22 protein-coding genes and 1 tRNA gene are annotated in these 26,915 nt (G+C 69.9%); 11 read left to right on the top strand and 12 right to left on the bottom strand.

The annotated features are described in order from the left end of the window. Positions 1-192: 192 nt before the first annotated feature. The 4 genes from QOZ89_RS09430 to QOZ89_RS09415 all read right to left on the bottom strand — a co-directional run bounded on the left by QOZ89_RS09430 (position 193) and on the right by QOZ89_RS09415 (position 6,099). Entirely contained in the window at positions 193-789 is a 597-nt protein-coding gene (locus tag QOZ89_RS09430) for an FHA domain-containing protein (RefSeq protein WP_071048651.1), read from the bottom strand. A gap of 246 nt (positions 790-1,035) precedes the next feature. Further along, positions 1,036-1,524 (bottom strand): Rieske (2Fe-2S) protein, encoded by a 489-nt coding sequence (locus QOZ89_RS09425; protein ID WP_071048652.1) that lies wholly within the window; start codon positions 1,522-1,524, stop codon positions 1,036-1,038. A 149-nt stretch (positions 1,525-1,673) separates the two neighbouring features. Further along, positions 1,674-2,267, bottom strand: a complete 594-nt coding sequence (locus QOZ89_RS09420; protein WP_071048653.1) for a DUF6529 family protein — start codon at positions 2,265-2,267, stop codon at positions 1,674-1,676. A gap of 370 nt (positions 2,268-2,637) precedes the next feature. Further along, the gene (locus QOZ89_RS09415) at positions 2,638-6,099 is read right to left on the bottom strand and encodes an AAA family ATPase (protein WP_312623562.1); all 3,462 of its coding nucleotides are present in this window, start codon (positions 6,097-6,099) and stop codon (positions 2,638-2,640) included. 164 nt (positions 6,100-6,263) lie between these two features. Between QOZ89_RS09415 and QOZ89_RS09410 the strand changes: the two genes are divergently transcribed. Continuing rightward, entirely contained in the window at positions 6,264-6,545 is a 282-nt protein-coding gene (locus tag QOZ89_RS09410) for a hypothetical protein (RefSeq protein WP_241841693.1), read from the top strand. An 85-nt stretch (positions 6,546-6,630) separates the two neighbouring features. Further along, the gene (locus tag QOZ89_RS09405; RefSeq protein ID WP_071048654.1) at positions 6,631-7,164 is read left to right on the top strand and encodes a hypothetical protein; all 534 of its coding nucleotides are present in this window, start codon (positions 6,631-6,633) and stop codon (positions 7,162-7,164) included. 20 nt (positions 7,165-7,184) lie between these two features. On the opposite strand, the gene QOZ89_RS09400 is transcribed toward QOZ89_RS09405, so the two are convergent. Beyond that, entirely contained in the window at positions 7,185-7,664 is a 480-nt protein-coding gene (locus tag QOZ89_RS09400; RefSeq protein WP_071048655.1) for a hypothetical protein, read from the bottom strand. 333 nt (positions 7,665-7,997) lie between these two features. On the opposite strand from QOZ89_RS09400, the gene QOZ89_RS09395 reads away from it, so the two are divergent. Further along, positions 7,998-9,656 carry an FAD-dependent oxidoreductase gene (locus tag QOZ89_RS09395; protein ID WP_071048656.1) on the top strand — a complete coding sequence of 553 codons (1,659 nt, stop codon included), beginning with the start codon at positions 7,998-8,000 and terminating at the stop codon, positions 9,654-9,656. A 116-nt stretch (positions 9,657-9,772) separates the two neighbouring features. On the opposite strand, the gene QOZ89_RS09390 is transcribed toward QOZ89_RS09395, so the two are convergent. Beyond that, a complete protein-coding gene (locus QOZ89_RS09390) occupies positions 9,773-10,069 on the bottom strand; it encodes a helix-turn-helix domain-containing protein (protein WP_312623555.1) in 297 nt (98 codons plus the stop codon). 113 nt (positions 10,070-10,182) lie between these two features. Between QOZ89_RS09390 and QOZ89_RS09385 the strand changes: the two genes are divergently transcribed. From QOZ89_RS09385 to QOZ89_RS09370, 4 genes are all read left to right on the top strand, one after another. After that, positions 10,183-10,326 (top strand): hypothetical protein, encoded by a 144-nt coding sequence (locus QOZ89_RS09385; protein ID WP_157910489.1) that lies wholly within the window; start codon positions 10,183-10,185, stop codon positions 10,324-10,326. A gap of 208 nt (positions 10,327-10,534) precedes the next feature. Continuing rightward, positions 10,535-13,249: an FHA domain-containing protein gene (locus QOZ89_RS09380; protein ID WP_071048658.1), complete on the top strand. Its 2,715-nt coding sequence runs from the start codon at positions 10,535-10,537 to the stop codon at positions 13,247-13,249. A 285-nt stretch (positions 13,250-13,534) separates the two neighbouring features. Further along, complete coding sequence (locus QOZ89_RS09375; protein ID WP_071048659.1) at positions 13,535-14,770, top strand: cytochrome P450; 1,236 nt, start codon at positions 13,535-13,537, stop codon at positions 14,768-14,770. Beyond that, on the top strand, positions 14,770-15,780 hold the full coding sequence (locus tag QOZ89_RS09370; protein ID WP_071048660.1) for a VOC family protein: 1,011 nt from the start codon (positions 14,770-14,772) through the stop codon (positions 15,778-15,780). Before QOZ89_RS09375 ends, QOZ89_RS09370 begins: the two co-directional genes overlap by 1 nt. Positions 15,781-15,940: 160 nt before the next feature. Here the strand turns inward: QOZ89_RS09370 and QOZ89_RS09365 are convergent, their stop codons facing one another. Beyond that, positions 15,941-18,187, bottom strand: a complete 2,247-nt coding sequence (locus tag QOZ89_RS09365; RefSeq protein WP_312623554.1) for a TIR domain-containing protein — start codon at positions 18,185-18,187, stop codon at positions 15,941-15,943. A gap of 52 nt (positions 18,188-18,239) precedes the next feature. Continuing rightward, complete coding sequence (locus tag QOZ89_RS09360; protein WP_071053045.1) at positions 18,240-18,692, bottom strand: DUF4158 domain-containing protein; 453 nt, start codon at positions 18,690-18,692, stop codon at positions 18,240-18,242. 978 nt (positions 18,693-19,670) lie between these two features. Here QOZ89_RS09360 and QOZ89_RS09355 point away from each other — a divergent pair. Next, positions 19,671-20,564, top strand: coding sequence for a helix-turn-helix domain-containing protein (locus QOZ89_RS09355; protein WP_157910607.1), 894 nt, complete (start codon positions 19,671-19,673; stop codon positions 20,562-20,564). Positions 20,565-20,980: 416 nt separating this feature from the next. Further along, the gene (locus QOZ89_RS09350; RefSeq protein WP_083419766.1) at positions 20,981-21,217 is read left to right on the top strand and encodes a DUF397 domain-containing protein; all 237 of its coding nucleotides are present in this window, start codon (positions 20,981-20,983) and stop codon (positions 21,215-21,217) included. Between the two features lie 78 nt (positions 21,218-21,295). On the opposite strand, the gene QOZ89_RS47230 is transcribed toward QOZ89_RS09350, so the two are convergent. The 3 genes from QOZ89_RS47230 to QOZ89_RS09340 form a co-directional block, all read right to left on the bottom strand. Then, the gene (locus QOZ89_RS47230; RefSeq protein WP_083419765.1) at positions 21,296-21,580 is read right to left on the bottom strand and encodes a helix-turn-helix domain-containing protein; all 285 of its coding nucleotides are present in this window, start codon (positions 21,578-21,580) and stop codon (positions 21,296-21,298) included. 1,189 nt (positions 21,581-22,769) lie between these two features. After that, the gene (locus QOZ89_RS09345; protein WP_071053041.1) at positions 22,770-24,056 is read right to left on the bottom strand and encodes a hypothetical protein; all 1,287 of its coding nucleotides are present in this window, start codon (positions 24,054-24,056) and stop codon (positions 22,770-22,772) included. A 17-nt stretch (positions 24,057-24,073) separates the two neighbouring features. Then, on the bottom strand, positions 24,074-24,691 hold the full coding sequence (locus tag QOZ89_RS09340; RefSeq protein WP_071053040.1) for a SigE family RNA polymerase sigma factor: 618 nt from the start codon (positions 24,689-24,691) through the stop codon (positions 24,074-24,076). A gap of 225 nt (positions 24,692-24,916) precedes the next feature. Here QOZ89_RS09340 and QOZ89_RS09335 point away from each other — a divergent pair, with 225 nt between their 5' ends. Then, a complete protein-coding gene (locus QOZ89_RS09335) occupies positions 24,917-25,288 on the top strand; it encodes a hypothetical protein (protein ID WP_198543551.1) in 372 nt (123 codons plus the stop codon). Between the two features lie 5 nt (positions 25,289-25,293). On the opposite strand, the gene QOZ89_RS09330 is transcribed toward QOZ89_RS09335, so the two are convergent. Next, positions 25,294-25,366 (bottom strand) — tRNA-Lys (locus tag QOZ89_RS09330). A 408-nt stretch (positions 25,367-25,774) separates the two neighbouring features. On the opposite strand from QOZ89_RS09330, the gene QOZ89_RS09325 reads away from it, so the two are divergent. Continuing rightward, positions 25,775-26,731: a hypothetical protein gene (locus QOZ89_RS09325; RefSeq protein ID WP_071053038.1), complete on the top strand. Its 957-nt coding sequence runs from the start codon at positions 25,775-25,777 to the stop codon at positions 26,729-26,731. Positions 26,732-26,915: the final 184 nt, after the last annotated feature.

Below are 26,915 nucleotides of genomic sequence, written 5' to 3'. Positions count from 1 at the left end.
TGCTCGTGGGCCGCGGCAGTCGCCACCGGTCCGCGCGGGTCCTCGGCGCCACCCCGGTGGCGGGGCCGGCACCCAGGACCCGCGGGTCGTGCCTGCGCATTGCGCCCTTCCGGTCCTTGGACAGCGACGCCCTGCGCGATGTCGCCATCGCTGGGACATCCGTCGTGGGGCGCGACGCTGTCGCGAGGATGGTCAGGATAGTGCGACGAGGGCGCCGATGGCGAAGGCCGCGGAGAACAGCCAGATCAGCGTGGGCACGGTGCTCAGCCAGCGGGGCGGCTTGCGCCGCGGGCTCGGAGCGGGCGCGGGTGCGGGCCGCTGTGCCGGCACGCCGGCTGGGGGCTGTGCTCCGGCGGGCCAGCCGGGCGTGGCTGCTGGGGCGGGCCCGCGGCCGGTCCGCTGGGCCGGCCCCTGCGCGCCGCCGGGCGCGAGCCTGGTCTCGAGCTCGTCGAGGTCGGGCTCGGCTGGCGCGGCCGGGGGTGCGGCGGCCGGTACCAGGGCGGTGAGCGCCAGCTCCGGGCCATCCGCGCCGCCGAGGCGCAGACGCGTCACGTCGCCGCTGACCTGCACGGAGCCGACGCGCTGGCCGTCGTACCAGATCCCGTTGGTGCTCAGGTCCCGGGCCACCCAGCCCTCTGGCGTCGGCTCGAGCGCGACGTGCCGGCGCGAGACCTTCGGATGGTTGATGACGACGTCCGCGTCGCTTGACCGGCCGACGACCGCTGGGCGGTCACCGGGCAGCGTGAGCTCGTCGGCCGGGGTGCTGACGCGCAGCGCGACGGGTGGCACGCTGATCCCCTCTCGTGCTGGGTTCGTCCGGCCTCGCGGGTGGCGGAGCCGGACGGCGGGCAGGTCGCTGGCTGGTCATATCTGATGGCCTCCGGCCACGCGAGGCTTCGCCATCGTCGCGTGGCCTTCGGCCTGGGTCGTATCTGATGGCCTCCGGCCACGCGAGGCTTCGCCATCGTCGCGTGGCCTTCGGCCTGGGTCTCGGCCCGGTCCGGCGCGCCGCGCCGCGCCGAGGCCGGCGAGGGATCAGGAGGCGAAGACGGCGTTGTCGCGGACGGTGACGTTGACCGGGGGCAGCGGGCTGCCGGCGGGGCCGGCGACCGGGGCGCCGGTGGAGACGTCGAACTTGCTGCCGTGGCACGGGCAGTTGATCGTGCCGTCCGTGACGTCGGAGACCGAGCAGCCCTGATGGGTGCAGACCGTCGAGAAGCCGTGCACGTTGCCCGCGGCGTCCCGGGTCAGCACGATGCCGGCGCTGTCCAGTATCAGGCCGCCGCCGGCCGGCACCTGGTCGAGGGTGGCGAGCTGGGTGCCGCCGCCACCCGCGGCGCCGGCGCCACCCCCACCGGCCGGCGGGGCGCCGCCGGCCGCGTTCGCGCCGGGGCCGGTCCCGCTCTCGTCGTGGCCCTTGGCGACGGCGAAGCCGGCGGCGGCGCCGGCGATGACGACCACCGCCGGGATGGCCCGCCGGGTGAGCGCCGCTGGCTGGGCCGGCGCGGAGACGTCCTGCGTCATCTCAGCCCTTCTTCGTTACGGCTGGTGCGGTCATACCTGGCGCAGTCCGGGCGGGGGAGCCTCCCGCGGCGGCCCGTGCCAGCGGATCGCCGGGCACCTGGCCGCCGCGCTGGCGAGGCCTCGCGCGCACCAGGAGCCCGATCCGGTGATCAGACATGAGGAATGCCGGAGCGGGTGAAGAACCACAGCGACGCGGTCAGCCAGAGCACGACGAGCGCCGTCAGAACCAGGCCGCCGAGCACCGGCAGCGCCCAGCCGGGCAGGCTCTTCACTCGAAGCCCGAGCATCTTCGCCGCGTAGGCGCCGTAGAACGCGCAGCCGGCGATGCTGTGCGCGACGACCCTGGGCTCCGCGGTCTGGAAGCCGAGCGCCCACAGGCAGTGGAACGCGACCGGGAGGGTGGCGACGAAGGCCGCCGTCCCGCTCCACCGGTGGACGATCGCGACCCCGGGCCCGGCCGAGCCGACGCCCGGTAGCCGTCCCCACATCCACAGGGCGGTGAGCAGCTGCACGACGACGAGCGCCAGGACCACCGTCGTGAGCCACGCCTTCATGGGCAGTGGCGAGGAGAAACCGAGCGTGTAGAGGGGGCGCCGCGCCGGTTCGTGTTCCCGGCCGTAGACCCCGAGAACTACTGCGATCACGGCACCGACGAGCAGCGCGCCGGCGAGGCCCGTGCCGCCGGTCGCGAACCCGCGCCGCGCTGGTGCGGCCGGTCCCGCGGCGGGCTCAGGCATCGACATGTGGCCTCCGTTCCAGGCCGGAACGGCGTCGCGTGTCCATGCTCACGCCCCCGTTTCCGGCTCCCCGATTGGTGGGGACGCCCGGCGCGCGTGGCCACGCCCGACGCCCCCACCACCAGGCTCAGCCTGATCTACTACTCCCGACCAGAACATCGGGAGAAACCCTGGTTCCCAATGCGCCTAAGCGCATCCCACGCGTCGGCCGGAACCCCGCCGTCGGATCATCGCGCCACCCGGGTCCTGGCCGTCAAGCAGGTGACGCGGATCTGTCATGGCCGGTCGCGAGTCCCGGCGGCGAGGCGGCTCGGACGCGTCGTGGTCACCGCGACGGGGCGGCGCCTGGTGGTCGGGGATCAGCCTAGGGGAGGCGTCAGAAGCGCAGGATGGCGCCCACGGCGGCCCGGGAAGGCACGCCGAGCTTGGCCAGCACCTTCGTCACGTGGCTTTCGACCGTCTTCTCGCTGACGAACAACTCGGCGGCGATCTGCTTGTTCGTCTGGCCGGCGGCCACCAGCTCGGCGATCTGCCGCTCGCGCGCCGACAGCCGCGCGGCCGCCGTGCCCGTCCCGTCGTTACCGGCGCCTGCCTGAGCGGCACCGGCGGACGTGACGCCGACCGCGGCCAGCGTGCCCGCGCTGGTGCCGCTGGTGCCGCTGGTGCCAGCCGTCAGCCCGTCGCCGGCGCCGGGCCCGCCCACCTGGCGGAAGGCGGGACGCCAGGAGCCCCCGGGGCGCCCGCCACGAGCAACCTTCTCGCCGAGCTGGCGCAGGAGGCGGGCCGCCTCGTCGCCGGGTCGCCGAGCGCCGGCCGCCCGTAGCCGGGACTCGGCCCGCCGCAGCTCGCCGATCGCCGCCGCGGTGTCGCCGACGGCGGTCAGCGCCCGTCCCGCGAGCGTCAGCGACCGCCCGGACTCGATCGGCAGACCGGCCCGCTCGGCCGCGGCGGCGGAGGCGAGCGCGGCCTTCGTCGCCGCGGCCGCGTCGCCGCGCGCGAGCTCCACGGCGGCCCGCGCGCGCAACGCGGAGGCCGTGCGCCCGGGCAGGCCGCCGCCCGCGTGCGCCGCCGCGCGCTCCGCCCGCCGGGCCCAGCGCTCCGCCGCGGCCACCCCGTCGACGCCGTTGTCCGCCGTCAGGCCGGCCACACCCGCCCTCGAGGGCGGGCGCCCCGGTCTCGGCCCCGGCTCCGGCTCCGGCGGGCTCGGCGCGCCGAGCACGGGCCGGCGCTGGCCCGCGCGGTCCAGGTCGCGCCTCGCGAGCTCCGCCCGGGTGAGCAGCTCATACCAGTAGGGGCGGTAGGCCTCCTCGACGCGGGGCAGGTCCGGGCCGCCGGTGGCGGCGAACAGCTCGTCGATCGCCCGGTCCGGCTGGCCGGCCTCGACCAGCGCCTCCGCGTAGTGCGAGCCGGCGAGCACCGAGACGGCGTCGGTCTCGGGGTGCGCGACCCGGACGGCGTGCGCGCCGAGCCGCAGCGCCTCGGTCAGGTCGCCGGCCAGCGTCGCCGTCCAGCAGCGCACCGCCAGCGCCCAGGACAGGAACGGCAGGTGCGGCGCGAGCAGGCACGACTCGACTGCCTCGTCGGCGAGACGCGCAGCCTCCGGCACCTGGCCGCGCCAGCCGGCCAGCGTCGCCCGGCCGACCGCCGCCATGGCCAGGGTGGCGCCGCGGCCCCGCCGCCGCGCGAGCGAGTCCGCGCGGTCGAGGTGACGGGCGGCGTCGGTGAACCGTTCCAGGTAAAGCTCTGTCCAGCCGAGCCAGGCGAGCATCGCCAGGTGGGGCAGCACCTCGTCGTCGGCCAGCAGGTCGTAGCGGCGGGCGGCCTCCGTCGCGCCGGCGTCGGCCGAGGCGACGCCGCTGGCCATGTATTCGGCGCCCGCCAGCAGCCCGGTGGAGACGGCGAGCAGGGCCGGGTCGCCGAGCCGCTCGGCCAGTGGATGGGCCTCCCGCTGCCAGCGGCGCATCCCGTCGTACTCGCCGGTGTAGAAGTGGTCGATCACCAGTTGAAGGCGCAGCAGGCAGCCCTCGCGGGTGGCGGGGTCCGCCGTCGCCAGCGCGTCGAGCACCAGGGCCCTGGCCTCGCCGTGCCGGCCGAGCATGTGGTCGACGGCCGAGCGCAGCGCGATCACGTGGGCGCGCTCCTCCGGGAGCGACGAGGGGATCAGGCCGAGGATCTCGTCGAGCACGTCGCGGGCTCGCTCCGGCTGGTAGCTCGAGTCCAGCGCGCTCGCCAGCCGGGCGAGCAGGGCGATGCGCCGCGGGTCGATCTCTCCGACCGCGGCGGGTAACAGCCGCAGGGCCGCGTCGTACCAGCGGGCGGCGGCGGCCGGGGCGCGCAGCCGGCTCGCGTCGGCCGCGGCGGCGAGCAGCGTCACCGCCTCCTCGTCACCGGGCAGCGCGGCCCGCTCGACGTGGTGCGCCCTGGCGGTGGCGGGCGCCCCGCGCGCGGCGAGCGCCGCGGCGGCGCGTGCGTGCGCGCCCAGCCGCCAGCCCGGGCCGGCCGAGACGTACACCGCGTGACGCACGATGGGGTGCCGGAAGGCGAACCGGCGGGGCAGCTCCGTCGGCCGGATGACGTCGGCCTTGATCAGGACGTCGACGGCGTCCAACGACGAGATGCCGTTGAGGTCGACGTTGGAGTCGACGTTGGTGTTGGCGGAGAAGTCAGCTGAGGAGCCGGTGGGCTGGGCCGCGGGCGTCGGCGTACCCGCGGCGCCTTCGGTCTGTGACGGGGGCAGGCCAGCGGCGGCCGCGGCCAGCTCGGGGTCGAACGTGTCCCCGGCGACGGCGGCGCCCTGGGCGAACAGGCGGATCGCGACGGGCAGCGCGGCGATCTCCGCCCCTACGGCGGCCGCGACCGCGGGCGGCACCTCGTCGTCGAGATCGTCGAGATCGTCGTCCTCCGCTCCCGTGGGGACGGCGGCGGCCGGGCGGTCCATCGCGATGATCGGCGGCGGGAACGAGCGGGAACGGGCGAGCTGCTCCAGGTAGAACGGGTTCCCACCACTCTGGCGGTACCAGCGGGCCTTGGCGACTTGATCACGGATCGGGCCCAGCAGCAGGTCGGCGTCGGCCCGGGAGAGCGCGTCGAGGCGGATCTGCGTACCGTCGGCACCGGTCGCCCCAGTGGCGGCCGCGGGGGCGACGGTGTCGGCGGTACCCGGCTCGGGCAGGACACCGGCCGCCCCCGCGAACGCGGCGAGCAGCGTGGCCGGCGCCTGTCGCGGCCGGTAGGAGAGCACGAGCAGCACCGCCGCCGCCGGCGGGCGGCGCAACAGGTACGCGACGAGCTCGGCCGATGCCGTGTCAGCCCAGTGCAGGTCGTCAAGCGCCAGCACGAGCGGCCGCTCGGCCGCGAGTAGCTCGAGCAGCCGCCGTACGGCGCGGTAGGCCTGCCAGCGGTCCAGCTCGGAAGTGTCAGTCCTGGCCCGGCCGAGCCGACGTAGCGCGGGGAAGACCGATGCCAACTCGTCGAGCCGGTCGGCGCCGAGCGTGCGCAGCCGGTCCGGGTCGACGGCGCCGAGGTAGTCGTCCAGCGCGTCGACGATGGCGTTGAACGGGATGTCGCGTTCCAACTCACTGCCGTGGCCTCGCAGCACCAGATGGCCGCGTTGGTCCGCCAGCGAGGTGAGCTCGTCGATCAGGCGGCTTTTGCCGATCCCGGCCTCGCCGCTGATCTCCAGCCAGCCGGCTCGCGGCCGGCGGATGACAGCAGCCGACCCGTTTCCCGTCCGGGCTTTGGGCGCCGAGGCGGCTGGCCCGCCGGCGGTCAGCCGGTCGATGGCGGCGCGGATCGTCGCCATTTCCTGGTCCCGCCCGACCAGGACGGCCCGAAGCATCACTGTGCCCTCCCCCGCGGCGCCGTCGCCGCGTGCGTCCGGGTCAGCAGGCCCGCGCGGAGTTCGATCGCCTTGGCGGGCATTGTGGTAGAGCATTCGGCTGTCCCGGTCGCCGGGTCGCTTGAGTGACATCGCCGGCCCGGGTCTGGGGATCTCCCCGATATATGACGAGCCGCGGCCGGGTGACGCTGGCATGCATGGCGACGTTCGTCCTGTGCCACCGGCATGGCCCGGCCGAATGCCGGTTCGTCTTCGCGTCCTGGCACGGTTTCGACAGCCCCCTGCGGCACGGCCGCGCACTCGCGTCCTGCGGCCTGGGCGACGACGAGCACCAGATGTTCTGGACGGTCGACGCGGCGGATGCCGAGGCCGCGCTGGCGCTGGTGCCGCGGTATGTCGCGACCCGGACCGAGGCCGTGCCGGTCATCGAGTTCCCCGTCCCGTGAGCGGCCGGGCGCCGCGCGGCCTGCCAGCGCCGAGCGCGCGACCGTGGCGAGCCGCGTGGGTGCCCATCGGGTAGACCCTGAGGGCGTGGACGTGTCCGACCGCCTCGACCCCCCGGTCGTGTCCCGCCGTGGCTGGCGGGCTGGCATGCTCGCGCTCGCGCGCAATCCGGTCGGCTCGATCTACGGAACGGTGCTCGCCGACTCGGTGCTGGCGGTGGAGTCCGAGCGCCAGACGGAGCTGCGCGACCTGATCTACGCAGAGTTGATCAGCGTGCTCGTGTACTGGCTCGCCCACGTGTATGCCGACTTCCTCGGCTCGCCACCGAGCGTGAGCCGCCGGGCTGGCCTGCGCCGCCTGGCCGAGGCGATGGCCCACGAATGGTCCCTGGTGACGGCGTCCTTCTTTCCGCTCCTCGCGGTACTGCTGGCGGCGGCGGCCGGGGCGTCCGTCCAGACGGCGGCGCTCGCCGGGATGTGGACCGGCATGGCCGCGCTGGTGCTGTGGGGGGAGATCGCCGGCCGGCACAGCGGACGCGGTACCTGGGCGTCCCTGGCATACGGGATCGTCGCCGGCGTGTTCGGTCTCGCCCTGATCCTGCTGCGGGTGCTGCTGCACTGACGCGGGCCTCGGGGATGGGACTACCGAGCCTCCAGATTGACCCTGGTGACGTAGCCGACGCAGGAGGCCGCGCTGGTGTCGTCGCACGGGACCGGGAACATTCCGGTCACGGTGATCCAGGCGACGCCCGGCCGCGCGTCCGAAGGAATCCCGGCGCGGACGCTGAACGTGCCGTCGGGCTGAACGGGAACCGCGCCGAGATCGGCGTCGTCCTTGCCGACCTGGGTCAGGACAAGTCGGTGGGGGGTGTCCGGGGCGGTCACGGTCACCCGGGCGCACGGGTGGCTCAGGCTCGTGACGGTGACCGACGCGCCCACCTTCACCGACAGCGGCGTCACCACCGGATGGTCCGGCTCGCACCCGGCCGTCTGGACCTCCGCCTTCGCGCACCCAGCCAAGCCAGCGATGCCCGCGAGGGCCGCCACCAACGCGACCGTGAGTGCCGTGCGCCCAACGGGCTGGGCCCGGTGGACTGTGATCGCCTTGGTTGGGCGTTTCATACGCCGCTCCCTTTTCCTGCGCGGACGGTAGCGCACTGGCGCTGTGCGGTAAGCCCGAACCGGAACAGGACAACCGAACCGGGAACGTGGGCAGCCCGAACAGGAAGGCCAGACGTCGTTCGGCCCCAGCCGACCGCGGTGCCGCCTCTCGCGGACGCCGTCCGCGTTGGCGCTGCCGCGCCCATACCGGGGGAGCACGCCATCAGGGCGCTGATGCCCTGGGGATCGGCGCCGTCGCCGACCTCGTCGCCGCGGGTCGCGGCGTGGTTCCGCGGGCGATCGCGTCTGCCTTACTTCTTGACCGGTCGGTACAAAGAACCCAGAATCCGGGGCATGAGCGCTGTAGCGTGGGACGAGGTCTTCGACGTCGTCGTGGTGGGGAGCGGCGCCGGTGCCCTCACCTCGGCACTGCTCGCCGCCGACGGTGGCGCGAGTGTCTGCGTCGTCGAGAAGTCCGAGTTCATCGGCGGGACGACGGCCGCCTCCGGCGGGGACATGTGGATCCCGCTGAACCGGCACATCGCGGGCCAGGACACGCGCGAAGAGGCGATCAACTACGTCACGCGCCTCTCCGACGGCCGCGCCTACGACCCGCACCTCATCGAGGTCTACGTCGACACCGCCGCGGAGGCGCTGGACTACCTCGAGGCCAACACCGGACTCGTGACCCGCGCCCACAAGGGGCTCCCCGACTACTACGCCGTCGTCCCCGGGCGCATCCCCGGCACCAAGGAGATCCCGCGGTCGGTGTCCTGCCAGCCCTACCCCGCGGTTGCCGAGCTCGGCGAGCACTGGGCCGGCCGCGTGAACCCCAGCCCCTGGGTGAAGCCTCCCGAGGTGGCCTACGCCGAGGCCATCGAGGTCGTCCCCCGCGAGGAGCTGGAGCGGCGCCGGCGTGAGGGGTACCGGGCCAAGGGCGGCGGCCTCGTCGCCCCGCTGCTGAAGGCGCTGCTGGATCGTGGCGTCTCCGTCCGCTACTCCACTCCTGGACGGGAGCTGGTGACGAACGAGACCGGTGGCGTCATCGGCGTCGTCGTCGGTGAGGACGGCGCGCAGAAGCGTCTCGGGGCGCGGAAGGGCGTCGTCCTCGCTACCGGCGGCTTCGAGTGGAACCCCGACATGGTGACGACCTTCCTCGGCTACGACGTGAAGCCGTGCACCCCGTGGACCAACACCGGCGACGGCCACCGGATGGCGATGCGCGCCGGAGCGCAGCTCGGCCTGATGACGTCGTTCTTCAGCTACGGCGTCATGTATGACCCGTGGGAGATCGGCCGCGACGGCAACCCGCTGCCGCAGATGGAGATGGGCCTCGGCGCCGGGTCGATCATCGTCAACCAGGGCGGCAAGCGCTTCATGCACGGCGGCTACACGTACAACGACTTCTCACACCCCTTCAACTTCTTCGACCAGCGCAACCCGGGCTACACGAACAAGGCGCCCGCCTGGTGCGTCTTCGGCGGGACGCAGTGGGAAGGGAAGAAGGGCGTCTTCGGCGGCAAGATCGTCGACGGCGCCATCGTCGGTCCGAACGGTCAGCCCGCCCCGTCGTGGCTCGTCGCCGCCGACAGCATCCGCGAGCTCGCGGAGAAGATCGGCGTCGACCCGGACGCCTTGGAGGAGACGGTGCTCCGGTACAACGCGTTCGCGGAGAAGGGGGAGGACCCCGACTGGGGCGACCCCGAGCAGGTGCGCTCGGCCACCGGCCCGGACACGACGAGCCTGAAGCCCGTCGTCGGACCGGTCTACGGCGCGATCCAGCAGTGGCCGGGGACGCTGGGGACGAGCGGCGGGCCGAAGATCGACGCCGACGCCCGCGTACTGGGCACCGAGGCGCCGATCGTCGACGGTCTCTACGCCGCCGGGAACACCGCGGCATCCGTCCTCGGCGGGACCTACCCGGGCGGCGGCTCCTGCGTCGGCCCCAGCATGGTGATGGGGTACCGGGCGGGGCGGCACGCCGCCGCGCAGCCCGCCCGCGACATTGACTGAACGCCTCTCCGGCTGTCTTCCTGAGGAAGATCTCCGAGGCCGGGTCAAATAGTCCACCAGCGCGATGTCTGGCAACGCTGGCCCGTTTCGGAAAGGCTTTTAATATCAGTCAGGCGTTACGCGCCACCGGTGGCGCGTAACGCCTGACTGATATTGGTGTCGATGGCAATCACGTGACTCGGACTGACCAGCCGGGCCCCGCTCATCGCGGACAGCAGCCGGGAAGCCAAGCGCTGCAGGGCGTTCGTCGCATCGGCTGGCGGGTGCTCCCCCCAGATCCAGTCGACGAGCGACGCCTTCGGGACCATGTGACCCGGCTTGAGCGCGAGGGCGATCAGCAGTCCGCGCAACCGCGCGCCCGGCACGTCCGCCAAGACGCCGTCGTCCGTGCGAACCTCCAACGGGCCCAGCATCCCGATCTCACCCGCTGATTTTGTCATGGGCGTTGACGGGCATTTCCGGATCAACAGCGCCTCGCCGACCGGCAACTGAGCAAAAATATGGAGCCGTTCGAGACGGGGCGCGCGTGACCGACGTAGACCTGGTAGGTCCGGACGCCTCCACCCGGCTGGTGAGCGTGATCGTCGGGGTGGTGTTCGCGTCGACGTACCGGCCGCCACGTCCCGCACCGTCGACCGCGATGCGCGGGAGTGTTCGACATGAGTGGTGATCCGTGTCGCTTGGCGCAGCGAAGCGCGCCGTTATTGCGACAATGGTCCAGGAAGGTAGGTCTGCCTACGGAGTATCCGTACCAAATCGTGGTTCACGCGACGCGAGCCGGGGCGGGCGGCTACCCGGTCAGGATCGACGATCAGGGGCCTGAGCAGTTGTCGTAGCGCCGGAGCGTGATGGGGGATGGCTTGTCGGCTGGTCTGGGCTTGTCGGCTGGTCTGACGGTTCGCCGCCGCGACGAGGTCTTCGTCGTGGAGCCAGGCCAGTCGTTCCTCGTGGGCCGGGACGCCACCGCCGATCTGGTGGTCGCCGACCCGCGGGTGTCCCGGCGCCACCTGCTGATCGAGCCGACGGCCGAGGGCTGGGAGGTCGTGGACCTCGGCAGCGGCGGGACGTGGCTGGCGGGGCGGCGGGTAAGCCGGGTGCCGGTCCGCGCCCAGTCCGAGTTCCGCCTGGGCTCGGCGGACGGGCCGCGCATCACCGTGGCCGTGGAGGCGGGGGCGCCCGCCACCATGCCGATCCGACGGCCGACGCCGCCCTCTCGGTCCCACGAGGAGACCGCCCTTCCGGCGTCGGGTCCGCCTGCGGACCCAGCCGGACTCGGCCGGCCGGCCGCCGGCGCGTCCGGCCGCCGGCTCGGCGGTGAACCGGATCCCGCACCGGACCGGGAAGGCGTTCTCGACACCACGGCGTTCGGCCGGCATCACGCCGAGCTGACCGCCCACATCGGTGACCTCGGCGCGTTGACCGGCCCGCGGCTCGGGTCTACCGGGCCGGGTTCCACGGCGGTGACCGAGCTCGGTGGCCTGGGCCCCGTCCACCCGCTGCGGCCCGGCCGGATGTCCGTCGGCCGTGCGCTGACGAACGACCTGGTCGTCGGCGACCTGCTCGCCTCCCGGAAGCACGCCGAGCTGACCGTCGGTCCCAACGGCGTGCGCGTCGTCGACCTCGGCTCGGCGAACGGCACCTACGTCAACGGCCGCAGGGTCGAACGGGCGTTGCTGCGTGCCGGCGACCTGATTGCCGTCGGCCACCACGTGTTCCACGCCGTCGGGGACGCCGACGACCCGTGGGCGGTCCCGACCCGGCTGGCCGAGTACCTGGACACCGGCGACGTCGCCTTCGAGGTGGAGGGCCTGTGCGTCGACGTCGACGGGGCCCGGCTACTGCACGACATCAGCTTCCGCTTACCCGGACGGGCGCTGCTCGCGGTGATCGGGCCCAGCGGGGCGGGGAAGACGACGCTGCTGGGCGCGCTCACCGGGTTCCGCCCGGCCGGCGCCGGAACCGTCCGTTATGCCGGCCGCGACCTGTATGCCGAGTACGACGAACTGCGCCGGCGCATCGGCTACGTGCCGCAGGACGACATCCTGCACACCACCCTCACCGTTCGCCAGGCCCTGGAGTACGGCGCCCGGCTGCGCTTCCCCGCCGAGACCACCCGGGCCGAGCGCGGCGCGCGTGTGGACGCCGTGCTCGCCGAGCTCGGCCTCACCGCGCGCGGGGCGGACGAGCTCGGCCTCGCCGACGCCACCGCGACCGGCGAGTGGACGCTGCCCAGTGGGGTCGACCTGTCCGACCGGCGGGTCACGACGCTGTCCGGCGGTCAGCGCAAGCGGACCAGCATCGCGCTCGAGCTGCTCACCCAGCCGACCCTGCTCTATCTCGACGAACCGACGTCCGGACTGGATCCCGGCCTCGACCAGGAGGTCATGCGATCGCTGCGCGGACTCGCGGACGACGGGCGGACGGTCGTCGTCGCGACCCACAGCGTGGCCCAGCTCGACCTGTGCGACTTCCTGCTGGTCCTCACCCGGGGCGGGCATGTGGCCTACTTCGGCCCGCCTCGGGGCGCGTTGCCTTTCCTCGGCCAGGGCAGCTGGGCGGACGCCTTCGGAGTTCTCGAGAGCGCCGACGGCGCGGCCCGGCTCGCCCGCCGGCACCGATCGTCGGTCCACCTCGCGAAGAACCCGCCCCCCGCGCCGGTCGCCCGGCGAGCCCGTGCGCCGCTGTCGACGCCGCGGCAGCAGCCGATGCTCTCCCAGCTGCTCACCCTGAGCCGCCGGTACGGGCGGATCATCGCCTCCGACCACTCCTACCTGCGCATGATCGTCGTCTATCCGTTCCTGCTGGGGCTCCTTCCACGGCTCGTCGAGACACCGCACGGGCTACGCGCGGTGCCAACGGGGGAGCCAAACCGGGACGCGATCCGGGTTCTGCTCGTCATCACGCTTGTGGCGAGTTTCCTGGGCATGTCCAACGCGATCCGCGAGATCGTCAAGGAACGGCCGGTCTACCTGCGTGAACGCGCCATCGGTCTGTCCACCACCGCTTATCTCGGCTCCAAGGCGCTGATCCTGACCATAATCACCTCGGCGCAGAGCGTAGTGATCACTATCATGGGTTTCGTGGGTCGGGCCCCGGCTGACGGGGTGCTTACCGGTCATCCGATGGTTGAGATGATGATCGTTGTCGCGGCGACCGGGACCGCCGCTGCCATGATGGGCCTCGCGGTGTCCGCGCTGGTCGACAACGCCGACAAGGCGATGCCGCCGCTGGTCGTGCTCTCCGCGGCGCAGCTGGTGCTGGCCGGCGCGCTGATTCCGCTCGCCGGTCGCCCTGGGCTGAACCAGCTGTCCTGGCTGTTGCCCGGCCGCTGGGGCGACGCCGCCGCGGCCTCGGTGACCGACCTCGTCGACGTCCAGAAGCTGACTGATCCGCGCCTCAACCCAGGGGTTCCCCCCGATCCACTCTGGCGGCACACGACGGAGACCCTGCTGCTCGACCTGGGTGCCCTTACGGCGCTTGGCCTGGCCAGCCTGGCCGCCGCCGGCCTGTTCCTTGGCCGGCTCGACCCCCGTTTCTCCCGCCCCCGCTCATCCGGCTGCCCGCCGAAGCCTGGGGGCCGCTCTCAGCCCTGAAGCAGAAGACGCCAGTGCTGCCTGACCCGGAATCGCCGAGAGCACCGGTCTGGCCGGTGCGGGCGTCGGCGCCGTCGGCGGGGAAGACCGGCGATCCGATTGACCTTCGGTTCGGACATTTGCGAGCATGCATTCACTTACTAGTCGGGTGGGTGCGGGTGGAGGAGCGTGGCTGTCACCGGTCGGCTCGCCCCTCGCGGCCAGCCGGTCGCCAGCGCGCCACGACGGACGGCCTGCCACCGGGGCCGTCGCGGCGGGGTAGCGCCGACCAGCAGGGGAGAGTCCATGGCCGACGAGCCGACGGGCGGGCGGTCCACCGACGCGCTCATCGACGGAACGTCCATCACCGACGAATGGTGCGCACATCATTTCGACCATTTATCGCAGGACGTCATTGACAACCTGTACCCGGTGTTGAACCGGATGCGGTCGACGTGCCCGGTCGCGCACAGCGATGTCTACGACGGCTACTGGGTCGTCACCAGGTACGACGAGGTGCTGCGCATCGCCCAGGACTGGGAGACGTACAGCTCTGCGTTCGGGCTGACCGTGCCGGTGGCCCCGATCGCCGTACGGAACCTGCCCGTCGAGATCGACCCACCGCTGCAGCGAGAGTTCAAGCGGCTGGTCAACCCGTTCTTCACACCCAAGGCCGTCAGGGCATGGGAGCCGCGGACCAGAGCACTGGTGAACCGCCTGATCGACGGCTTCGCCGACCGCGGCGCCTGTGACTTCATGGCCGATTTCGCCCGTCCATATCCCGCCCAGTCGTTCTTCGACGTCGCGATCAACGCGCCCGCGGACGAGGTCGAGTACGTCGCCTACCTGGCCAACAAGTCGGGCGCTCCGCAGGACCCTGAGGCCGCCGCGTCCTGGCGAGGCCTGTCCGAGTGGATCTCCGACTTCCTGACACAGCGCGGACGTCAGGAACCGAAGGGCGATGTCATCGACGCGATCCTGAACGCCGAGATCCAGGGCCGGCCGATCACCCAGGAGGAGATCGTCGGCACCGTCCAGCTCCTGATCCTGGGCGGGCTGGAGACGACGGCGGGCGCGCTCGGCCAGTCGATGCTCCGGTTCTGCGAACACCCGGAGATTCCGGCGCTGCTGCGCGAGAAGCCCGACCTGCTGGGGCGGGCGGTGGAGGAGTTCCTACGCCTGGACAGTCCGTTCGTGCAGATCACGCGCACCGCCATGCGCGACGTCGAGGTCGCCGGTCGCCAGATCAAGAAAGGCGACAAGGTGATCATCTACTGGGCCTCGGCGAACCGGGACCCGGGGGAGTTCGCGCACTCGGAGGACTTCGATCTCGACCGCGCCACGAACCGGCACCTCGCCTTCGGCGCCGGTCCGCACCGCTGTCTCGGCTCGAACCTGGCTCGGATGAACCTGCGCATCGCGCTCGAGGAACTGCTGCGGCGGCTGGACGACTTCCGGCTCCAGGACGGCGCCGAGATCGCGTTCCGCGCGACGGTGAACCGAGTGCTCCTCGCCGAGCCGATCAGCTTCACGGTCCGTTGATGACAGCCGGCCTGCCGACGTCGCGCGGCATCGAGCATCTGAACATCACGGTGGCCGACCTGGACGAGGTGACGGCGTTCCTCATCGACGTCTTCGGCTGCCAGACGCTGTACACGATGGGCCCGTTCGAAGGCCGCCGGGGCCCGTTCATGCGGGTCATCGCCAACGCCGACGTGCGCTCCGTCGTCCACTACGTGCGCGTGCTACGCAGCCCGTTCCTCAACATCGAGCTCTTCCAGGTGAGCACGCCCCGCCAGCGGAGAGAATGGCCCGACCTGCTGGACGTCGGCGGCTGGGGCCTCACCGCCGTCGTCGACGACATCGACGCGGCCGTCGAGTTCCTGGCGGAGCGGGACGTGTACGCACTCGGGGAACGCCGTTATCTGACCCCGTTCGGCCTGCACTTCGAGCTGGTACCGGCATCGACGGAACCCGCGCCCGTAGCCGAGCCGGCCTGGCGGCCGCGGCCCGGATCGCTGCCGGGATTCCGGGGCTTCGAACGACTGCGCGTCACGGTCGCCGACCTCGACGAGGCGAGCGCTTTCCTGGCGGGCGTCCTCGGGTTCCGCCGCGACGTGGACCTCCCACCGTGGCCACCGGGCGGTCCGGACGGCGGGTTGCGCGCCTTCGCCAACGTCGACGCGCGAGCCAGGCCGACCCGGGCCCGCGTGCTGTGCTCCTCGCACCTCGGCATCGAGCTCATCGAATGCCCGCCCTACCCCGGGCAGCAGCAGGTCTGGCCCGCGATGTTCGACGTCGGCGGCTGGCACCTGGCGATCTACGTCGACGACATCGACGCCGCCTTCGACGCGCTGACGACCCGGGACGTGCACATCCTCGGCCGCAAGAAGCCGGCATACGACTACGAGGCCGGCGACGAGGCCTACACCATCCACGGCCTCGCCCCGTTCGGCCTCTACTTCGAACTCGTGACATATCCGCGGGGACGGTACCGACAGGCCGACCACGCCGGACCAGCCTGGCACCCGGCCCTCGCCGCCAACCGATAGAGGAGTCCGGCCGCTCTGCCACCGCTGGCCGGGGGACTGTAACCCCCCGGCCTAGAGGCTCCGGGCAGGTACCGCCGAGCAAGGAACCCGATCGACCCGCCGCGCGGACTAGTACAAGAGCCCGCGGTCACGGATGACGTTAATAACTATAGTGATCCGCTCAGACGCGAGGAGTAGAACCGCGAGTCGCGAGATACCGCTGCAATTCCACATGACGGAACTGGTATACCGCTCCCACCTGACGTAGCACGCCCCGCTGCTCATGGGCATCCGACAGAAAGCGCATCAGCCGCCAAGGAAGCCGGCCGCGTAGCGCCAGCCAGTATCGGACTAGAGCAAACCTCGCCGATTGAGTTTGCCGGAGTCCGAACGCGAATCCCCAAAGTAGGCCAGTCAGAGCGCCGAAGGCTATTTTCCCCCCACTACTAGTTGCATCTGTCGCCGAAGCCGTGGCGACCCAGAAGACGAATAGTGCGGCTGCAGACGTAAGAATTTTGAAGCTTCGCTTATCTCGTGCAAGGAGCGTGCGGGGAGTCGCAGATTCTGTAAGATCTGCTGGCACGCCGGCGAAGAACCCTAAGATCAGAGGAAGTACAAGTAGCGCACCCAGTCGAGTTGCGCCCGTTCTAGACCAGCGTATTCTTTGGGCTGGTACGTTACTTCGCGGATTGGTCGCAAGCCCAACTAGGGTCGCCGCGACAACTCCAGCGAGGGCCCCGAACGGCAATCCCTCGGCAAGACCTGAGGCAAGTGCTACCGCCAAGGCGAAGGTGATGCTTGGCACTGCTTTTGATATCTCCCACCACCGAATGTCCGTGGAGCCGTTGAGATTGTGCTCGAGATGTCTGGCGAGGAAGATGAGCCAGTGCTCTGCCTGGACGGGCGACCAGGGGCAGCGTCGGGTGGGGTTTGGATGCTGCCGGTATGCGGCTCGGAGGAATCCTTCGAATAGATGTTGTTCGATGTGAGTACGGTCAGGAAACCGGGCCTGGTCGAGCATTTCGATCGGGTCGGGACGGCTGCCAGAGTGTTCACCGGGACGGGGGTTGTAGATAGTGCGGGCCAGGCTGACCATCAGAGGGGTGGTTAGAGCCTGTGCTGACGGCGTCGGCGTAGAGAAAGCGGTTAGTACCGGCATCCAGCGGCGAGCACCTGCCGATCCATCAGCCGAGCGACGCAGATATTCGGCGACATCGTCATGTCTCAGCGGGCATAGAGCGATACCTGCGGCGCCGGCCAGGCGCACCCCAGGATCTGTATGAGGGCTAGTTGCCTCGCTATATTGTCCACTCCGGGACAACAGGATGATTCCCTGTCCCGGTCCTAGCGCCTCGTTGATCCGGGCGATCGCGTAGCTACGACCCGCGTTGGAAATCTCATCCAGCCCGTCAAGGACTGGCAAAATCATCTTTTGGTCGAGCAATGCGCGCGCCCAGCTTCTCCTCGTTCGATCCGGCGCTGGAGCTCGCAGACCGGGATAGTCGACTGTCAACCGACGGTCAAGCCAGTCATACAATCCCTGATGTGCCGGGTTCCAGGATGCCAGCGAAATCAGGACTGGCACTGGTTTCCCGCGAGATCTACTAGTGAGGAGGTCGAGCACGAGCCGTACCGCGAGCATGGTCTTGCCGGCGCCGGGCTCCCCGAGTACAACCAACCGGCCGGTTGGAACCAGGTCCAGGACGTCGACGATGTGCCGGCCGCTGCCTGCCAGCTCGGCGGGGTCCGCAGCCCAGTCCCTAGGAGGGGGCCAGCCGGCGCCGATGGTGGCCAGCCGGGTGATGATGTCCCAGTCGTCGACCAGCTCCGGATCGGCTGGCTCCCAGCTCACCGGTAGGGGATAGGGCTCGTTGAGTCGCCGGATCGCGGCCTCGTCTTCCCACTGGCGGCGCACCGCGACCTGCAACTGGTCGGCGATCTCGTGCAGGTCAAGCCCCTGACGACGGGTGGGGAAGGCGGGTGCGCTCGGCGGCTTGTGTCGTCCTCCGCGGGCGGCCTTCAGGAGCTGGTCGCGTGCTTCCTGGGGGGTCCGTCCGAAGATGTCGACGCTGATCATCTGGTGGAGCAGCCCGGGGCGATCGCAGTCTTCTACCCTGACGACGAGCAGCTTGCGCTGTTCGCCCAGCGGGTCATCCCGCCAGGCTTGTTGCCACTCGGCTTGCGCATAAGCCTCGGCCAGGTAGGCCATGGACAGAACGGCGATGGTCCGCGTCGCTTTCTGCACCGCTTGGTGCATCTCCTGGATGACATGCGTCCCGGCGACGAAGTCCCACGCCTTGATCACGGTGGTGTAGCCGGCCTCCTCCAGTTCGAACGCGATCCATGTTGCGTGCTCTTCATCGTGTGGCGCGTAGGAGATGAAGAAGTCGATCTTCTTGCCGGTGGCCGGATCCTGGCTCTGGTTCATCAGACGCTCCCGGCGCCGGGCAGGAGCGGTGTCAGCGCGTCGGGGCGGCTGGTCATGTCGAGTTGGAAGCGTCTGCAAAGGTTGATATGGGTCCAGAACGGGGCAGAAGGCCGCGCCGGTCGGCGGCTGTCAGCCACGTCGCCCAGTCGATCGCCCGGACCCGCTCGAGCTTGGAGACCTCTGTCAGCAGCGTGTCCAGACCGAGCTTGCCTGGGCCCTGCTTACCTACCGAACACTTGCGGAAGCCCAGCTCCTCGCAGATCTTCACCCGGTGACGCTTCGTTTGCCGGCTCGACCAGTCATACCCGGCGAGCACCTCGGCATCGACGTCCAACTGCTCAGCGACGTACGCCACTGCAGTCTTCGGGATCTCCCCGCCGTGCCCCGAGAACCGAGCCTCCAGCTCGAAGAATTCCCACAACAACGTGAACGCCAGCCGCGACGCCCCCGTCTTGTTCCGCAGCAGACGCCATTCACCATCGAGCAGCGTCCAGCACTTGATCAACTCGTCAACAGTCCACCCACGTCGCACCGAACAGCCCCCGTGATCACTCGGCACGCGATCAGCGTAAGGCTACGCCCCTATCGCCCTACTGGGGTGGAATTAAGCCACTACAGCGAGCTACGTGTCGCTTCATAGCGGCGACCCGAGCCCCGGGCCATGGTCACTGCACTCGGTCTCGGGTCAGTGCACCTGGCCGACCGAGCCGCATTGATCGCGCCGGTGTGGCGGCGGCGCTACTAGCCCTGATCGGTGCGGTGGTACGCCAGTGGCTGCCAATCAACATGGCCTTCCTCGGTGGATCGACGATCGCCCCAAAAGATCGAGCCTCGGCCAACGATTCCGCGGGGTCGCGCCGTCGGGGTGAGGGGCGTGCACGTCCGGCAGGCGGCGTAGTGCTCGCGGTAGAAAGCCTGCCCGCGGCGTTGACCGGCTGGGCCGGCACCGGCCGCCGCCGACCTTCTCGATCATGATGGTCGGCTCAGGACGAGCCGGACACCGTGGTGAACGCAGCTCGCCATGATCGGCACGCAGGCCAGCAGGTGGAAGCGCCGAGTGCTGATCGACATAGGTGTCCGGGCCTCCTGGCCGGCGATGTCGAAGCCACCGAGCAGCCACGGCACTCATCCCGCGATCGTCATCGCCCGCATCTCGTCGACCGCGACCCGGTACGGCCAGCCGCGACGCACCCGGAACCGGGGCCCACAGGAACTCACCGAGAGCAACCTCCACCCGCCCGTGTCGGATGCTCCGACGGGGTCCGCCTTCGGCTGAAAGGCGCAGGTCAGTCGCATGCCCAGCACCTGGACCCGCACGACCTCCGTCTCACTGATGTGGCAACTCGCGGCACGTGCGAGCAACCTAACGTAACGGTGGGGGCGTGTGGTTTATGCTACTTGCGAGATTGCAGGTTGCGAACTCGCCATGTGCTGGGACGTGTCCGGGGCCCGGGTGCTGAGCGCGAGGACGAAGGGGGGCGCCATGCCCAAGTACGTTCCTGACCCGGCGGTACAGCGGCGCCGTCTCCGAAGTGAACTGCGTAAAGCCCGGGAGGCCGCTGGAAAGACGCAGAAGGCCGTCGCGGAGGAGATGGACTGGTCGCCATCGAAGCTGATCCGAATCGAGACGGGCCTGGTCAATATAAGCACAAATGACCTAAAGGCGCTCCTCCAGAGCTATGGTGTTTCCCCTGATCGAATTCCTGCCCTCATCGAGACCGCGAGGGCCGCACGGGAACAGACTCCGTGGAACGCCTATAGGGGTGTAGCATCGCCGGAGCTTATTTCTTTCTTGGGCTACGAGTCTTCGGCGTCGATTATCCGATCCTTTGAACCGGTGCTAATTCCTGGGCTACTCCAAACCGAGGAATATGCTAGAGTCGTTATTTCCGTTATTCTCGAACAGCCGCCCGACTCGCGGGATGTAAGCGATCTTGTAGAGCTCCGCATGGACCGTCAGGAACAGGTTCTGCATCGTGACTCTCCACCTGAATGCCACTTCCTCTTGGATGAGCCCGTACTTCTCCGTGCGGTCGGGGGAAAGAGTGTCATGCGGAGGCAGCTCCGCCAACTAAAAGAACAAGCGGAGCAGTCGGAGATAACGATCCGCATCGTTCCCTTGTCCCACGGTCTATACGAACACGTGCGTGTCCCGTACACCTTGCTCGAGTTCCCGGACCCAGCAGACGAAGACGTGCTGTACCTGGAAGACGCCATCGATGAACTAATAATTCGAGAGAACTCGCTAGACGAGACTACTAAGATCACTCCCGTTACTCCCACCCACTATCTTGGGCACTTCTGGGAATTTGAACAGCTGATAGACAAGGCTGATACATCGGTCGCCATTGATAGGGCGATCAGTCTTTTTGAATAACAGGCCGCAGTCGTAGGCCTGCCCCTCGTAACAGTTACTCACTGCTGCGTTGACCCCGACTGGCGCAGCCCAGAGCGATAACTAGCTGACTGCTCAGCGCCCAGATGCAACCTAGCAAACGGCCTGATGCAGAGGTTTCTCGCGGCGATCCGCAGGTCTGGGGCTGGCGACCTTTCCGGGGCCGGCGGCGCAGCTCAGCGCTCCCTGACCAGGCTCAGACCGATGCATGCCCCCGCGCTGGGGCGGATGGTCTCTGCCTGCGCTACTCTTCGTCGACCGGGCTGAGCCGAGGTCGTCTGCGAGGAGCTGCCGATCTACAAGATCGAACGATCCCAACCCGCTGACCTGGGGCGACGTCAGCCCCAGGTCAGTTGGGGGGGATGGGTCCTTAACTTCGGGATAAGGGAAAGATTGGCATGGATGCGCGAGGAAATGTGTCGGAGAGGGTCAGGGAAGACCCCCTTCTTGATTGGCGGAAGAGTTCGGCGAGCGGGTCCTCTGGTTGCGTTGAGGTGGCTGCTACCGCAAATGAGATCTTCGTCCGCGATTCGAAGAATCGCTCTGGTGCGGTTCTGCGGTTCACCAACGTCGAGTGGCTGGCATTCCTGACTGGTGTACGCATGGGAGAATTTGACCCCGAGCCAGCGAGCTAGCGAGCTAGGGGGTAAGGAGCGAATCCCGGATGCGGCGCGAGAGTTTGAGCATCGATCAGGGGTGTGTTTACCTGCGAGCTACGAGTCGGAAGAAGTAGCGCCACGACCCTCGCGCTTCATGCGAATCAGGTAGCTGACCCGGTCTTCGTCAGTGACCCTGTAGTAGCTAAGGAGCGCTCTGAGGTCCGTGGTAGAGATACTTACTCTACCTTTCTCGATTCGATAGATTTTGGACTCGGACCAGTCCATTTCTTCGGCAACCTCTCTCTGCGTACGCCCTGCTTGTCTCCGCTCCTCTCGCAGTTCAAGTGGCAACGACGTTCGACTTCTAATGGAGGTCTTACTCGCGGCCACGTTAGCCATCCTTTCGAGTAGACAATAAATGTCCGCAGGTGGGGGTCTGAGAGGCGACCCCCACCTGCGGCGCTTACGGGCTCTGGATATCCGCTACCTCATGGCGACGAGCAGTGTCATGACTGGAACCGACCCTACGTGGATCACCACCGTCGCTGTAACGGCTATTACAACGACGGTGCCGCAGAGTCTCAGGTTCTTTGGCCAGTCCCGAACCGCCGTCCTGGCAAGTCTCGCCACCCGCCTTGAAATCCGCACCGCGTCCTCACCTCCTCTCGATGCGAAAGTATCCATGGGATCCCCTCCTTACGCCCGATGGGCATAGATCGCGCGTCAAGCGTACTACCCTGTGTTCGGGTGCCCCGGAGAGACGCACATTGGGATGACATCGATAGACGAGTGCCGTAGCGGGATATCTCATGTAGATGTCGCTCGACTCACAAGCGTCCACTCGGACGAGTCGCAGGCGGCCAGCGCGCCGTCGGTCGTATGCCCCGCCGGGTGACGACAGTGCACGCGCTGGCTCAGCGCCACTTGGCAGTACGCCACCTGCAGGTGCATGATGTCCCTGCTGGATACCCGCTGTTCATGGTGACGAGCAGCGTCGGCTCCGCCCTAGCGGCTACTAGCGGCGGGCCACAGGGGTGTCCTCAGAACCCCAAGGTTTTGAGGACACCCCTGTGTTATGGCGGCTTGTACCGTGGCCAAGCCAAGTGACTGGCCAGGTGAAGCATGCCTCTCGGACCCAGCTGCTGGCCGACTGGGAACCGGCCAGACGAGTTGGACGCTGAAGGCCGTCCTCGCGCTCGCCAACGGCGCCGAGGTCGGCTGACGTGGGCGCATGTGCCACCTCCCCTCGTCGGCCCCGGGTCGGCCGATCGCCGTCTACGACCCGTCCGGCGCCGCCACAGTCACGGCGCCGCCGTGGCCCACGTGCGCCTTCGTCGTGAACTGCTGGGGTCAGGTCGTCCTAGTCGACCGGCGACGTGACTCGGAGCGGGGACGGCAAAGACGGCGCGAGACGAACAGGTGTGGCTATGAGCGTTTCTTCTGACCCCCAGCGGATCTCCGAAAGCCGCCCCCCTGCTTGCGCAGGGGGGCGGCTGTCTCCGTTGGTCCATGGCGAGTCCGGGTCAGCTGTAGGCGCGGCCTCAACCGGGCCGGGACCGCCGCCAGACGGCGTCAACCCGAGGTCCGGTCAGGCCGGTGGGCAGCCCGGCTCGACGCCCATCGTGCCTGTCGTGTCACAGAAGGTGTCTCTGTTGACCTGCCAGCCGGCAGCGGTACGGGTGACGATGGCATTGCGGTAGTAGGTCACCCGGATGGTCCGGGCGGGGGTGCCCGAGGAGCCGGCGGGTATCGGAACGTCGTACGTCAGGTTGAAGATGGCGGTGGCGGTGTTGGGGTCGATCAGCTCGATCCGCCCGGCCTCGGCGTTGGTGGGGGGCTCGATCTGGGGGCCGAGCTGAGGGTTGCCGGCGAGCAGGCGCGTGTGGGTGGCGGTGAGCGCGTCGCCGCCCTGCACGGACGCGGCGAACTGGTCCGCGGTCACGCCGGGGCTGAACGCGTTGTGGAGCGCGCCGAGTATGGCGGTCCTGGTGGCGGCGTCCGGTGCTGGTGGTGCCGTCGGGCTCGGCGGCCGGGTGCCGAGCACGAGTCCCTCGGCGACGTGCTGCAGCGCGGCCAGGTCGGTCGGGGCGACGGTAGCGGACTCGACGGTGAGCAGGGCGCCGGACGGTGTGGACCAGGCGAGCAGCGCGTCGTAGTTGTAGTCCCCCGGGGCACCGGCCCATGCGGGCAGGCCCGGGTCGTCGACGGTGGCGAGGATGGCCGGACGCCCGTTGACGGTCCGCGCGGAGGTGGTGACCTTGCCGTGCGGTGAGTTGGTGAGCGTCGGGTCTTTCATCGCTTTGGTCAGCGTGTCGAGGCCGGTGCCGTCCGGCGGTGCCCACGAGACGGTGATCCAGAGCTGGTCGGGCTCGGCCTTGGAGCCCGGGCCGGTGGGCGATGGGCTGTGCGTCGCCGGTGTGGCGGACGGGCTGGCCGCGGTGAACTGGCTGAGGAACACGCCGGGGGCGAGACGCAGACCTTGGATGGTCAGCCACGGGGTGTCGACGTCTCGCCGGTAGAACCGGATCGGGCCGAGGGGGCCCTGCTGCGGGGAGGTGTCGGGGACGACCGCGTTGTCGACCGTGTGGGTCATCCCGGAGGGCAGCCAGGTGGCGGTGACGCCGCCGTAGGAGGGACCGGCCGAGGCCGCCGTGGGATCGGCCTTGGTGTCGCCTCCTGTGATGGCGAGCAGCCCGAGGGGGAGGCCGGCCAGGGCGAGGACGAGGACGAAGGCGGCAGCGATCCGGCTGTGGGCGCGGCGCCGGTGAGCTCCGTCGCGGATCCGGTCGGGGAACGCGGGGCCGAGGCCCGGCGTCGGCCGCTGGTCGGACAGGGCGCGCAGATGGGACCGCAGTTCGGGCTCGGTGAGTGTCATGGCTGGTCTTCTGAGGGTCACCGCTGGTCTCCCTCGGCTTGGGGGGCCGCCGCGAACCATGGCGTGGGCTGGCGGCGGGTCTCGTTGGTCAGGATGTCCGAGCGGGCCGGGTGCCGGCCGAGGGCGCGGAGGTGTTCGCTGTCGCGCAGCCGGGCCAGGCCGCGCGACGCCTGGGAGCGGACCGAGCCGACAGAGCAGCCCAGCGCGGCGGCGACGTCGACTTCGGACAGGTCCTCGACGTAGCGGAGCACGACGACGGCGCGTTGCCGGGGTGGCAGGGTGGCCAGTGCCCGGATGAGGCTGGCACGTTGGGTGAGCTGGTCGGCGTGGTCGACGGCGGGTGCTGCGACGTCGAGAGTCCAGGGCCCGTCGTCATGCAACGGCACCTCGATGACACGGACGCGCAGCCGTCGCCAACGGCTGGTCGCACCGTTGACCAGCGCGCGGCGCAGGTAGGCCTCCTGATGGCCGTCGGTGATGCGGGCCCAACGTAGGTAGGTCCGCTCAAAGGCACCCTGGACGAGGTCCTCGGCCGCGGCTCGGTCGCCGCCGACCAGAAGAATCGCGCTCATCAGGAGCCGGTCGCCGACTGTGGCGACGAACTTCTCGAAGTCCTGTTCCTCATCTGCGTGCACCCCTCGCCTCCTCGAGATGACAGAAATGCTCCTGTTCTGACGCATTCAGGCCGGCTTTCGATGAGCGTCCTGGAGGCTGTCGAGAAGCGCGAGGTGCGCGTGATGATCAAACCGATCTGGCGGACGTACGCGGCGCACCCGCCGCAGCCGTCGATAGGCCGCTGCGGGCGAGGTCGGCGACCGGCGGAGATCGCGTCCCGAGGCCCCTGTCTCGAGGACCCCGCGTTGACACACCCGGGCGTCGTCGGGAACGCCTACGCCGTGCTGTCCTTCGGTGAGCGGGTGTTATCGCCGACGGCGGGGAGCTGCCGAGCGGGGCGGTGCCGAACGCATGTGGTCGCGCGCCGGGGCCAGCAGGTCAGCTCCCTCGGCGAGGCGGCCGGCGACCGGCTGAGCGCCCTGTACAAACTGATCGCGCTGCACGGCCTGCGGCGCAGGGAAGCCCGCGGCGCGGCATGGGAAGGGCTCGACTGCCGCGCCCAGCCGGGCAGCGCGCGGCCGAAAAGATCAGGAACGCGGTCCCGCGTGCCCACATCGATCACCGGCGACGAAGTGACGCAAGGCGCCCCGGGAACCATGCAGGTCAGAGGCCTGTGAGCGGGTGGGCCGTCAGGGACTCGAACCCTGAACTCGCCGGTTAAAAGCCGGCTGCTCTGCCAATTGAGCTAACGGCCCGCCGACTGATCGTACCCGGACAGGCCGGGGTGCTGGTGGCTTCGTGTGCGCTCAGGTCGGGCGGAGGGTGGGCTGGCCGGCTGCCAGGAGACGGACCTTCTCTCGCTGGTCTTCGCCGGGCGGGGGCGATCTTCGGCGCGGTGGCCGGCTCGTCCCGTCCAGGCCGGTGATCGACGGGCGCGCCGAGACGCGTGCTGGTGATGTCCTCGGGGGGCCGTTCCGGATCGGAAGTGGCTGGATCAAGGGCCGTCCGCGGGAAGCGCGGCCGGCTACCACGCCGGCCAGCTACCATCCGTGAACATTTCCGACACTCTGGGTGCAAGTCGGGCTACCTGTTCGGGCGGATCCGGTTAGTAGCCGGGATTTTGGGCACCGACCCGGCTGAACTGATGTGGAGGGAGCCGACCGATGAGCCTCACCGGAGATACCGGATTCAACCGTGCCAGAGGGAGCTGGCGGATCCCACGAAGCCGCGGCGCCGTCGCAGGTCTGCTGCTGATGGTACTAGGCGCGTGGGGCGCCCTCATCCCCTTCATCGGACCCGCCTTCGACTTCGGGTTCGGCGGGACTCAGACCTGGAGTTGGACGTCGGCGCGGTTCTGGCTCGAGGTGTTGCCCGGCATCGCCGCCTTCGTCGGTGGACTGATGCTGGCGGTCAGTGCGAACCGAGGAACGACGATGCTCGGCGCGTGGCTGGCGATCGCGGCCGGCGCCTGGTTCGTCATCGGTCCGACCCTGGCCACGCCGTGGCACCTGGGCAATCTGGGCACTCCGATGGGCAGCACCGGCCGGCAGGCCGCGACCTGGCTGCTGTTCTTCTACGCGCTCGGCGCCGCGATGCTGTACCTGTCGTCGACCGCGCAGGGTCGACTCAGCGTGCGCAGCCTCCGCGACATCGAGCATGCCCAGATGCGCGCGCAGCGCAGGATGCTCGCGCGTGAGGCCCAGGGCGGCGGCCGGTTCTTCGGCGGTGGCGGCCGGGCGCGGCAGCCGGAGCGGGAGCCGGAGCCGGCGCGGACGGGGCGCGCGGACCGCGATGAGCGTGACGCCGCGGCCTCGACCGGGCGCACTGGTCGTAGCCGGCGAGCCGACCGGGCGGATCAGACCGTGGATCGGGACGTGTACCCGAGCGACTCTGCCCGCACCGCCCCGTCCGACCGCGCCGAGAGCGTCCGGACGGACCGGGTCGAAGGCGGGACGCGGCGCGAGGGCCAGACGACCAGCGAGCATGACGTCTACCCGAGCGACTCCGCCCAGGCCGACGATGCCGCGCGTGGCCGTCATGAGGCGCCGCATGAGGGATTCGGCGGGAAGATCGGCCGGACCCTTGCCCGGCACGGTATCGGTGGTCGGCACCAGGACTGACGGCCATAGGGCGGGCGGGGTCGTCTGAGACGGCCCCAAGCGCCACTACCAGGCCGGATTAGGACCCCATCGGTCACTAATGGCAGTGGCCATGGTTCCCAGCGGTCCCTGTCGGAGCGGTGAAGCCGCTCCGACAGGGACCGCGCCGGGGTGTGGGGTCGACCCGGAGGCGGCCACGCGCCGC

Origin of the sequence: Pseudofrankia coriaricola, assembly GCF_032027725.1 — a bacterium.
Lineage (GTDB): Bacteria > Actinomycetota > Actinomycetes > Frankiales > Frankiaceae > Pseudofrankia.
This window is presented reverse-complemented; position numbering and strand designations above follow the sequence as displayed.